The organism is Inquilinus limosus (genome assembly GCF_051487185.1).
Lineage (GTDB): Bacteria > Pseudomonadota > Alphaproteobacteria > DSM-16000 > Inquilinaceae > Inquilinus > Inquilinus limosus_F.
Genome location: NZ_JAHVDK010000003.1, coordinates 319872 through 329273, shown reverse-complemented (window position 1 = coordinate 329273; position 9402 = coordinate 319872). Strand labels below are relative to the sequence as shown.

10 protein-coding genes and 1 pseudogene are annotated in these 9402 nt (G+C 70.8%); 4 read left to right on the top strand and 7 right to left on the bottom strand.

Going from position 1 to position 9402, the window contains the following annotated elements; translation table 11 throughout:
- Window positions 1-5: 5 nt before the first annotated feature.
- Window positions 6-749, bottom strand: a complete 744-nt coding sequence (locus KXR53_RS05220; protein WP_437374035.1) for a 16S rRNA (uracil(1498)-N(3))-methyltransferase — start codon at window positions 747-749, stop codon at window positions 6-8.
- A gap of 81 nt (window positions 750-830) precedes the next feature.
- On the bottom strand, window positions 831-1517 hold the full coding sequence (locus KXR53_RS05215; protein WP_437374034.1) for a DJ-1/PfpI family protein: 687 nt from the start codon (window positions 1515-1517) through the stop codon (window positions 831-833).
- Between the two features lie 86 nt (window positions 1518-1603).
- Here KXR53_RS05215 and KXR53_RS05210 point away from each other — a divergent pair, with 86 nt between their 5' ends.
- Window positions 1604-2596 carry a GlxA family transcriptional regulator gene (locus KXR53_RS05210; RefSeq protein ID WP_437374033.1) on the top strand — a complete coding sequence of 331 codons (993 nt, stop codon included), beginning with the start codon at window positions 1604-1606 and terminating at the stop codon, window positions 2594-2596.
- Window positions 2597-2655: 59 nt separating this feature from the next.
- Here the strand turns inward: KXR53_RS05210 and KXR53_RS05205 are convergent, their stop codons facing one another.
- Window positions 2656-3471, bottom strand: a complete 816-nt coding sequence (locus KXR53_RS05205) for an aminotransferase class IV family protein (RefSeq protein ID WP_437374032.1) — start codon at window positions 3469-3471, stop codon at window positions 2656-2658.
- A 142-nt stretch (window positions 3472-3613) separates the two neighbouring features.
- Here KXR53_RS05205 and KXR53_RS05200 point away from each other — a divergent pair.
- Window positions 3614-3730 (top strand): annotated as a pseudogene (locus KXR53_RS05200) (LysR family transcriptional regulator); the annotation flags it as partial.
- 11 nt (window positions 3731-3741) lie between these two features.
- On the opposite strand, the gene KXR53_RS05195 reads toward KXR53_RS05200, so the two are convergent.
- Entirely contained in the window at window positions 3742-3957 is a 216-nt protein-coding gene (locus KXR53_RS05195) for a hypothetical protein (protein WP_437374031.1), read from the bottom strand.
- Between KXR53_RS05195 and ubiA the strand changes: the two genes are divergently transcribed.
- Window positions 3956-4879 (top strand): 4-hydroxybenzoate octaprenyltransferase, encoded by a 924-nt coding sequence (gene ubiA / locus KXR53_RS05190; RefSeq protein ID WP_437374030.1) that lies wholly within the window; start codon window positions 3956-3958, stop codon window positions 4877-4879. The genes KXR53_RS05195 and ubiA overlap by 2 nt on opposite strands.
- Here ubiA and KXR53_RS05185 read toward each other — a convergent pair.
- Window positions 4876-5217: a DUF488 domain-containing protein gene (locus tag KXR53_RS05185; protein ID WP_437374029.1), complete on the bottom strand. Its 342-nt coding sequence runs from the start codon at window positions 5215-5217 to the stop codon at window positions 4876-4878. The genes ubiA and KXR53_RS05185 overlap by 4 nt on opposite strands.
- Window positions 5218-5518: 301 nt before the next feature.
- On the opposite strand from KXR53_RS05185, the gene KXR53_RS05180 reads away from it, so the two are divergent.
- Complete coding sequence (locus tag KXR53_RS05180) at window positions 5519-6172, top strand: class I SAM-dependent methyltransferase (protein WP_437374028.1); 654 nt, start codon at window positions 5519-5521, stop codon at window positions 6170-6172.
- 96 nt (window positions 6173-6268) lie between these two features.
- Here the strand turns inward: KXR53_RS05180 and KXR53_RS05175 are convergent, their stop codons facing one another.
- Both KXR53_RS05175 and groL read right to left on the bottom strand, forming a co-directional pair.
- Window positions 6269-7444 (bottom strand): L,D-transpeptidase family protein, encoded by a 1176-nt coding sequence (locus KXR53_RS05175; RefSeq protein ID WP_437374027.1) that lies wholly within the window; start codon window positions 7442-7444, stop codon window positions 6269-6271.
- 288 nt (window positions 7445-7732) lie between these two features.
- Complete coding sequence (groL, locus tag KXR53_RS05170; RefSeq protein WP_437374026.1) at window positions 7733-9379, bottom strand: chaperonin GroEL; 1647 nt, start codon at window positions 9377-9379, stop codon at window positions 7733-7735.
- Window positions 9380-9402: the final 23 nt, after the last annotated feature.

The following is a 9402-nucleotide window of genomic DNA, read 5'->3' as shown; positions in this document are numbered from 1 at the left end:
ACGGGTCAAACGCGATGCGGCGGCCGGCCGCGCCCGTCGCCGGCCAGGGACTGCCAGATCGCGAGCGCGGCGATGGCCGCCGTGTCGGCGCGCAGGATACGAGGGCCGAGGCCGACGGGTCGAACAAATTCGTGACGAATCAGAGCTTCCAGCTCCGCCGGCGCGAAGCCGCCTTCCGGGCCGACCAGAAGCGCGGCCGGGCCGGACGCCTCCGCGGCCGCATCGGCGATGGGACGGGCCTCCCCCGCCTCGGCGCAGACCAGCAGGGTGCGGCCGGCGGGCCAGGCGGCGAGCAGGGCGTCGAGCCCGACCGGGTCGCGCACCTCCGGCACGTCCAGCCGCTCACACTGTTCCGCCGCGGCCACGGCGTGGGCGCGCAGCCGGTCGAGGTTGACGCGCTGGACGTCGGTGTAGCGGGTGAAGACCGGCTGCAGCACGGCGGCGCCGAGCTCGGTCCCCTTCTCCACCACCGCGTCGACCGCGTCCTTCTTCACCGGCGCGAAGCAGAGCCAGAGGTCGGGGGCCGGCTCCGCCGGGCGGAGCTGCCGTTCGGCCAGGGCCGTGCCGCCAGCCTTGGAAAGGCCGTCGAGCCGCGCCAGCCATTCGCCATCGCGCGCATTGAACAGGCGCAGCCCCGCCCCGGGCGCCAGCCGCAGCACGCTGCGCAGATGGTGTGCCTGGGCCTCGGACAGCGCCACGCTCCGCCCGGCCGCAAGAGGGGCGTCGACATGGAGACGGGTGCGCGGCAAGGCATCTGTCGGCGAGGTCATGCGCGACGCTAGCCGCTGCCCGGTCGTCCGGCAACGGATCCTTGGGAGGAAAAGCCGGGGTCAGGCCCGGCGCCGCTCCCGGGCCACCTGCTCGATGATCGCGGCGCGGTCCGGCATCCGGGCGCGGTTGCGGGCGGTGACCAGCTCGACGATCTCCGGCGCCGCGGTCTCGGGGCGGCCGGAATCGTAGGGCGGCGCCGGCGCGTATTCGAGGCCGAGTTGGATCGCCTTCGCCACCGTCTCGTCCGCCAGCTCGGCCGCGAGGGTCAGGGCGAAGTCGATGCCCGCCGTGACCCCGCCGCCGGTGACGATGTTGCCGTCGCGGACCACGCGGCCGGGATCGGGGATGGCGCCGAACAGGGCCAGCTGATCGCGCCAGGCCCAGTGGCAGGCGGCGCGCCGCCCCTCGAGCAGGCCGGCGGCGGCGAGGATCAGCGACCCGGTGCAGACCGAGGTGACGTAGCGGGCCGAGGCGGCGAGCCGGCGGATCTGCGCCAGATAGGCGTCGCTGCGCATCGCGTCGACGCAGCCGAACCCGCCGGGCACACACAGCACGTCGCAGCGCTCCACCTCCTCCAGCCGCGCAAGGTTTGAGAAGGTCAGCCCGTCGACGCTGACCGCCTCCCCGCCGATCGAGGCGACAATGGTCTTGGCGCCGGGCAGCCGCGCCAGCACCTGGTGCGGACCGGTGAAGTCGAGATGGGTGACGCCGGGATAGATCGGGAAGAGGATGGCGATGTCATCCATGGCGGCGGCCTCCGGGACGGGTTGACAGCACCAGTATCGCCGCGCAGGGTCATGTCTGAAACGACATAGTTCCCTCATTTGCCGCCATGACCCGCGCCATCGGCTTCCTGGTCTTTCCGGGCTTCAACATCCTCGACCTGTCGGGGCCGCTCGCCGCCTTCGACACCGCCTCGCGGGACTGCGTGCCGCCGCCCTACCGGCTGCGGGTGATCTCGGAACGCGGCGGCGCGGTCGAAAGCTCAGCCGGCCTGCCGGTGCTGACCCAGCCCTTCGGCGACGAGCCCCTGGACACGCTGGTGGTCGCCGGCGGCCGCGGGGTTCCGGAAGCGCTGGGTTCGGCGCGGCTGCTCGCCTTCATCCGCGAGGCCGCCGCGGCGCGGCGGGTGACCAGCGTGTGCTCCGGCGCCTTCCTGCTGGCCGCGGCCGGCCTTCTGGACGGGCGGCGCGCCACCACCCATTGGCAGCAGGCGGCGACGCTGCAGCGCCTGCATCCACGGGTGCGGGTCGAGGCGGACCGGATCTTCGTGAAGGACGGCCCGGTATGGTCATCGGCCGGGATCACCGCCGGAATCGACCTGGCGCTGGCCCTGATCGAGGAGGATCTGGGCGCCGACGCCGCCCGCGCCGTGGCCCGGGCCCTGGTCGTCTATCATCGCCGCCCCGGCGGGCAGTCGCAGTTCTCTGCCCTCCTCGACCTCGCCCCGGCCTCGGACCGGATCCAGGCCGCGCTCTGCTTCGCGCGGGAGCATCTGCGGGAGCCGCTGCAGGTCGACCGCCTGGCCGAGGCGGCGTGTCTGAGCCCCCGCCAGTTCGGCCGCGCCTTCCTGGCCGAGACCGGGCAGACGCCGGCCAAGGCGGTCGAGCGGCTGCGCGCCGAGGCAGCCCGGCCACGGGTCGAGGACGGCGCCGAACCGATCGAGGCGATCGCGCGCGACGTCGGCTTCACCGACCCGGAGCGGATGCGACGCGCCTTCCTCCGCTGCTTCGGGCAGCCGCCGCAGGCGATGCGGCGGGGTGCCGGTCGGCGAAGGCATGCGCGAAGCCCGCCGCTGCCTGCACCGCCGGCGACGCTTCCCTAGGCACAGATCGGGTGACGATGCCGGTGAGTCGATCGCGGCGGTCGGCCGGGACGCCGCCCTCAAGGCGAAACGGCCGGCTCTGCCTCGTAGGCGCGATGAAGCAGCTCCAGGAAGGACGGCGCCTCGGGCAAGGACACGGAGCCGATCCGGCGGACCGCCACGCCCGGCGTCCACGAGTTCATGACCGCGGCCCCGGCCAGCTTCGGCAGGTCGGCTGGCGTGATCTCCTGGACGCGCTGGGGGATGCCGAGGCGATCCAACTGCCGCTTGACGATTCCCATGGTGATGCCGCCCAGCATCTCGGCCGCCGGCCAGACCACCGCGGCGCCATCCCAGAAGGCCAGATTCCAGATCGTCCCTTCGCTGAGCCGGCCGCGGCGATCCAGGAAGGCGGCGTCATCGAAGCCCTGGCCGACGGCCTGGTGGAGGAAGTAAGTCTTGGCCGCCTCGCCGACATGCTTCACCGTCGGCAGGAACCGCTCGTGCTCGACCATCGACAAAGCCAGCGGGCCTTCCGGGGCGGAAGCGGCCGGTCCCGTGCGGACCAGCATGTCGAGGTCCTTGCCGCCTTCATCCGCTGAGAATTCGCCCGCCGGAGAGGACACGACCGCGGTCAGCGACAGATCGGCCGGGCCTGCCTCCAGCGCCGAGCGAATGTAGAGCCGCACCCGGTCGTCAGGGAGAGCCCGGCCGAACAGCAGCATCGAGGCCGACCGCAGCCGCTCCAGATGGAGGTCGAAGCCGCGGATGCGCCCCCCGCGCACCTGGGCGGCCGTGAAATGGGCGTAGCCGGCGAAGGCGAGCGGCGCCAGCTCCTCCGCGGTCGCGGCCCGGCCGTTGCGCTGGGCGACAAAAGAGCCCGAGTTGATCGACATTCCGTTTGCTCCGGGTTTCGGCCGGGCAGCGCCCAGCCGTCGTGCTTATCAAGCTGCATTTACATGTGCATTTTCGAACACGCTGAAAAACGAGTAGTTTTGAACTGATCATTAAATGCTGCTTGAAGCTTGATGAAACCGCCTGCTGCCAGGAACTCGGGCCTTCAGGGCGCTCGAAGCGGCAGGACGGCATCTGAGCTTCACACGGGCGGCCGAGGAGGTTGGGCTGACGCCGGCGGCGGTCAGTTATCGGATCAAGGAGATCGAGGATCACCTGGGCATCTTGCTGTCCACGCGCACCAGCCACCCCGTGGCGTTCTCCGATTCACGCCATGTCGTCCAGGCGGCGATCGACAGCGGCATCGTCGGTCTTGCCGCGGATCGAGGGGGCAGCTGTTCCGCGATCGCGGGGTCGAGTAGTCTCCCGAAGCCGTTCCATTCTGCTGAAGTGACGCCGACCGCGCCGTCGGCATGGGTTCCCGCCATGACCGACACCGCTTCCGACATCCGGGCCGAGAGCTGGCTGATCCGCTGGGCGCCGCCCGGCGTGCGGCCCTACCTGACCCTGGCCCGGCTGGACCGGCCGATCGGCACCTGGCTGCTGCTCTACCCCTGCTGGTGGGGGCTGGCGATGGCACCGCGGCCGGCGGGATTCGGCTGGACCGACCTGTGGTACGCGGCGCTGTTCGGCATCGGCGCTCTGGTGATGCGCGGCGCCGGCTGCACCGTGAACGACATCCTGGACCGCGACTTCGACGCCCGGGTGGCGCGCACCCGGACCCGGCCGATCCCGAGCGGCGCGGTCAGCCCGACCCAGGCGGTGCTGTTCCTGATCGCCCAACTGCTGCTGGGCTTCCTGGTCCTGATCCAGTTCAACAGCACCACCGTCGGGCTCGGCGTCGCCTCGCTGGTGCTGGTCTTCACCTATCCGCTGATGAAGCGGATCACCTGGTGGCCACAGGCCTTCCTCGGCCTCGCCTTCAACTGGGGCGCCCTGGTCGGCTGGACCGCGGTGACCAGCGAACTGGCCCTGCCCTCGTTGCTCCTCTACGCCGCTGGCATCTGCTGGACCCTGGGCTACGACACGGTCTATGCGCTGCAGGATATCGAGGACGACGCCCGCATCGGCATCAAGTCGACGGCGCGGCTGTTCGGCGCCGCCGCCCGGCGCTGGGTCGCCGGCTTCTACGCCCTGACCGTGCTCGGGATCGGCGCCGCCGGCCTTTCGGCCGGGCTGGCGCCCCTGCCCTTCCTTCTGCTTCTGGCCGCCGGCGCGGCGCAGCTGGCCTGGCAAGTGGCGACGCTGGCCACCGACCGGCCGGCCGATTGCCTGGTCAAGTTCAAGTCGAACCGCTGGTTCGGCCTGCTGGTGCTGGCCGGGCTTCTGGCCGGTCGCGCCCTCGCCTAGCCGCCGAGATACTTGGCGAGCGCGACGGCGTTGTTCTGCCGCTCGTCACGGCTGGCATAGAGCAGGGTCACCCAGCCATCCTTGCTCTTCTGCCGCAGGAAGGCCACCGCGTTCGGATGGGCGTCCAGCTCGGCATAGTAGCGCCGGCAGAATTCCGGCCACTGCTCCGGCTCCTGATGAATCCAGTGGCGCAGCTCGTCGCTCGGCGCCACGGTCTTGAGCCAGAGGTCGAGCGCCGCCTGCTCCTTGGTCAGGCCGCGCGGCCACAGCCGGTCGACCAGGACGCGGAAGCCGTCGCCCTCCTCGGGCGGGTCGTAGACGCGCTTGACCCGGATCATGACCCGGCCTCGTCGCGCTTCGGGGCGTTCGCATCGGCCTTCGCCGGCGGCCTCGGGTCCAGCCCGGCATAGGCCGGGTCGATCTCGTGCAAGTAACAGGGTGGGGAGCTACACTCCCCGATTTCCGCTTCGGCCGGACCGTCCTCCGGTCGGGCCTGGGCATGGCGGCTCGCCATCTCGTTCGTTTCCTCGGTCTGCAGCGACGGTCTGCGCCGTCGCCGTGATCCCGAGTCTCCCGCAATCCGGCGCCCGACATCAAGACCGCCGTGGCTCATCGCCGCCCTGCGCGCTAGGAAGAGCGATGATCTCAGACATCGACGCCTTCATCCGCGCCAACACCGCGCCGACCCGGCCGCCGCTGCTGCCCGAGCTGGTGCTGCATCTCGCCACCGAGGTGACGCCGCTGTGGCAGGCGACGGAGGAGACGCTGCGCCGCAGCGGGCTGCCGCCGCCCTACTGGGCCTTCGCCTGGGTCGGTGGCCAGGCGGTGGCGCGCCACCTGCTGGACCACCCCGCGAGCGTGGCCGGAAAGCGGGTGTTCGACTTCGCCTCGGGCTCCGGCATCGTCGCCCTGGCCGCGGCGCGGGCCGGCGCCGCCGCGGTGACGGCGGCGGAGATCGACCCGATCGCGCTGGCGGCGATCCGGCTGAACGCCGCCGCCAATGGCTACGCCGTCGCGGTCGACGGCGGCGACCGGATCGGCGATCCTCTGGACGGCGTCGACATCGTCTGCGCCGGCGACGTCTGCTACGAGAAGCCGATGTCGGACCGGGTCATGCCCTGGCTGCGCGCCCTGGCCAGTGCCGGCAAGACCGTGCTGCTGGGCGACCCCGGCCGCGCCTATCGGCCGCAGGACGGGCTCGAGGAGATCGCCCGGCATCAGGTGCCGACCAGCGTCGAGATCGAGGATCGCGCCGTGCGCGAGGCCGTGGTCTGGCGCGTGCTGCCAGGATAGCCGGTAGGCTGGGTTCGCCAAGGCGAACCCAGCATCGCCCCGCCGAGAACTCGTTGGGTTCGCGTTCACGAACCCAACCTACGGACCAGCAGCCGGTCAGTTGGTGGTCAGTGCCGCCGGCGTCGTGGCGGCCGGCGCGGCCGGAGCGGCCGCCGGGGGCGGCGTGACCGCGGGAGTCGGCTCGCTCGTGGCCGGGGCCGCCGGAGCGGCGGGCTCAGTCACGGTAGGGGCCGCCGGGGCCACAGGCGTCTCGGCCGGTGCGGCCGGCGCCACGGGGGCAGCCGGTACGGCCGGAGCCGTCGTGGCCGGGGCGGCGGGTTCGGCCGGGGTTCCGGCCGCGGGCGCTGTGCCGGTCTGGCCCGGCGCCGTCGCCGGCGGCACGACGGGATCGCCGCCCGGCGTCGCCTGGCCGGGCGCGGCCTGGGCGGGCGCCTGCTGGGCCGGGGTCTCGACCGCCGGCTGTGCAGCCTTCTTCGCCGCCGCCGCGCGCCGCGCCGAGGCACGTGCCAGATAGGCCTGCCGCGCCTCGTCCTTGTTGGCGTAGATGTCCGGATAGTTCACCGGCTGGCCGAACTCGTCCGGGAAACGGGTGAAATAGCCGATGAAGACCGGAATCTCTTCCGGCAGGCGCTCGGTGTACATGCGGCCGGTGCGGATCTTCCGGTCTATCTCGTCGACGCTGACGCCATCGGCCCATGCCGCCAGTTCCCGGACCTGCTGGACCCGGACGCAGCCATGGCTCAGCGCCCGCTTCTCGCGGCCGAAATAGCTCTTCTGCGGCGTGTCGTGCAGGTAGATCGACTGGTCGTTGTCGAGCTCGAGCTTGATCCGGCCGAGGGGGCTGCGAGGCCCCGACGGGATGTAGACACTGGCCTCGTTGCGGACGATCGACGGGGTCGGGGTCCAGTCCGGGTTGTACTTGATCGCGTACATGTTCGACAGCAGCTCGGGCGTCGAGGTCGCCGGGGCGCCGACCACGACCTTGCTGCGGAGCACCGGACTGCCGTCCTGGAAGGCGATCAACTCGTAGGACGGGATGTTCACCAGGATGAACTTGCCGCGGGACGGGACGGCGACGTTGACGCCGGCGTCGCGCATCGCCTGGACGAAGGGGGACGGGGGCGGCTCGGGCAGGGCCGGTGCCGTGAGGCTGGCGGTCTGCTGCGGCGCGGCCGGCACGCAGGCGGCGAGCACCAGGATCGAGGCGACCGCCAAGGCGGCGCGGACGAACGGCCCGCGGTGGTATGGCGCGCTCTTCTGGCAGGCGGTCATCACGAATTCCCCTTCCGTCGCGGGCGGCCGGGCGGTCGAGCCCGAGACCGTTCTTCCTGATTTAGTTGACGATACTCGGCCCGACAATCGAAAGACTGCGGAAGTCGGGCGAGACCTTGCATCGCCGGTCGATATGGCAAAAAAGGGGCGCTCCGAAGAGCGCCCCTCCACAATTCGACTTTTGGACGGTGATCCCCTGTGGCTCGCCCTGCGGCGAACCACAAAACATCAAGTTGTGGATCAAATTCCCGGACGCCTGGAACCAGGCGTCCGGTTTGATCCACGGGATCAGAAGTCCATGTCGCCCATGCCGCCCATGCCGCCCGGGCCGGGGGCCGGGGCCGCGGCCTTCTTCTCGACGTGCTCGGCGACCATCGCCTCGGTGGTGATCAGCAGGCTGGCCACCGACGCGGCGTTCTGCAACGCGGTGCGCACGACCTTGGTCGGGTCGATGACGCCGGCCTTGATCAGGTCGCCGTACTCGCCGGTCTGGGCGTTGTAGCCCCAGTTCTTGTCGTTCTTGTCCTGCAGCTTGCCGACCACGATCGAGGCGTCGCCGCCCGCGTTGGTGACGATCTGCCGGACCGGCGCCTGCAGCGCGCGGCGGACGATGTCGATGCCGACACGCTCGTCGTCGTTGTCCGGCTTGACCTTGTCCAGGGCCTTCGAGGCGTACAGCAGGGCGGTGCCGCCGCCCGGGACCACGCCTTCCTCGACCGCGGCGCGGGTCGCGTGCATCGCGTCATCAACGCGATCCTTGCGCTCCTTCACCTCGACCTCGGTGGCGCCGCCGACGCGGATCACCGCGACGCCGCCCGCCAGCTTGGCCAGACGCTCCTGCAGCTTCTCGCGATCGTAGTCCGAGGTGGTCTCCTCGATCTGCGCCCGGATCTGGTTGCAGCGGCCCTCGATCTCCTTCTTGGCGCCGGCGCCGTCGACGATCGTGGTCTCCTCCTTGGCGATCACGACCTTCTTGGCACGGCCCAGCATCTCGAGCGTGACGCTCTCGAGCTTGATGCCGAGATCCTCGGAGATGACCTGGCCGCCGGTCAGGATGGCCATGTCCTCGAGCATCGCCTTGCGGCGGTCGCCGAAGCCCGGGGCCTTGACCGCCGCGACCTTGAGGCCGCCGCGCAGCTTGTTGACCACCAGGGTGGCCAGCGCCTCGCCCTCGACGTCCTCGGCGATGATCAGCAGCGGCTTGCCCGACTGCACCACCGCCTCGAGCACCGGCAGCATGGCCTGCAGGTTCGACAGCTTCTTCTCATGCAGAAGGATGTACGGGCTCTCGAGCTCCGCGATCATCTTCTCCGCATTGGTGATGAAGTACGGCGACAGGTAGCCGCGGTCGAACTGCATGCCTTCGACCACTTCGAGCTCGGTGTCGAGGCTCTTCGCCTCCTCGACCGTGATCACGCCCTCGTTGCCGACCTTCTCCATGGCCTTGGCGATCATCTCGCCGACTTCGCGCTCGCCATTGGCGGAGATGGTGCCGACCTGGGCGACCTCGGCGTTGGTCTTGATGACCTTCGAGCGGGTCTTGAGGTCCGCGACCACGGACTCGACCGCCTTGTCGATGCCGCGCTTCAGGTCCATCGGGTTCAGGCCGGCGGCGACGGCCTTGACGCCCTCGCGCACGATCGACTGGGCCAGGACGGTCGCGGTGGTGGTGCCGTCACCGGCCAGGTCGTTGGTCTTCGACGCGACCTCGCGCACCATCTGCGCGCCCATGTTCTCGAACTTGTCGGAAAGCTCGATCTCCTTGGCGACGGTGACGCCGTCCTTGGTGATCCGCGGCGCGCCGAACGACTTGTCGAGCACGACGTTGCGGCCCTTCGGGCCCAGGGTGACCTTGACCGCGTCGGCCAGGATGTCGACGCCGCGCAGCATGCGCGAACGGGCGTCGAGCGAGAACTTCACGTCCTTCGCTGCCATCTCTTTTTTCCTCTATGTCTCGG

Bases quoted from the DNA above. Each gene is read 5' to 3' on its own strand.
- KXR53_RS05180 (WP_437374028.1), top strand. From the start codon at position 5,519: ATGATCTCAGACATCGACGCCTTCATCCGCGCCAACACCGCGCCGACC.
- KXR53_RS05185 (WP_437374029.1), bottom strand. From the start codon at position 5,217: ATGATCCGGGTCAAGCGCGTCTACGACCCGCCCGAGGAGGGCGACGGC.
- KXR53_RS05215 (WP_437374034.1), bottom strand. From the start codon at position 1,517: ATGGATGACATCGCCATCCTCTTCCCGATCTATCCCGGCGTCACCCAT.
- ubiA (WP_437374030.1), top strand. From the start codon at position 3,956: ATGACCGACACCGCTTCCGACATCCGGGCCGAGAGCTGGCTGATCCGC.
- KXR53_RS05195 (WP_437374031.1), bottom strand. From the start codon at position 3,957: ATGGCGGGAACCCATGCCGACGGCGCGGTCGGCGTCACTTCAGCAGAA.
- KXR53_RS05210 (WP_437374033.1), top strand. From the start codon at position 1,604: ATGACCCGCGCCATCGGCTTCCTGGTCTTTCCGGGCTTCAACATCCTC.
- KXR53_RS05205 (WP_437374032.1), bottom strand. From the start codon at position 3,471: ATGTCGATCAACTCGGGCTCTTTTGTCGCCCAGCGCAACGGCCGGGCC.
- KXR53_RS05175 (WP_437374027.1), bottom strand. From the start codon at position 7,444: ATGACCGCCTGCCAGAAGAGCGCGCCATACCACCGCGGGCCGTTCGTC.
- groL (WP_437374026.1), bottom strand. From the start codon at position 9,379: ATGGCAGCGAAGGACGTGAAGTTCTCGCTCGACGCCCGTTCGCGCATG.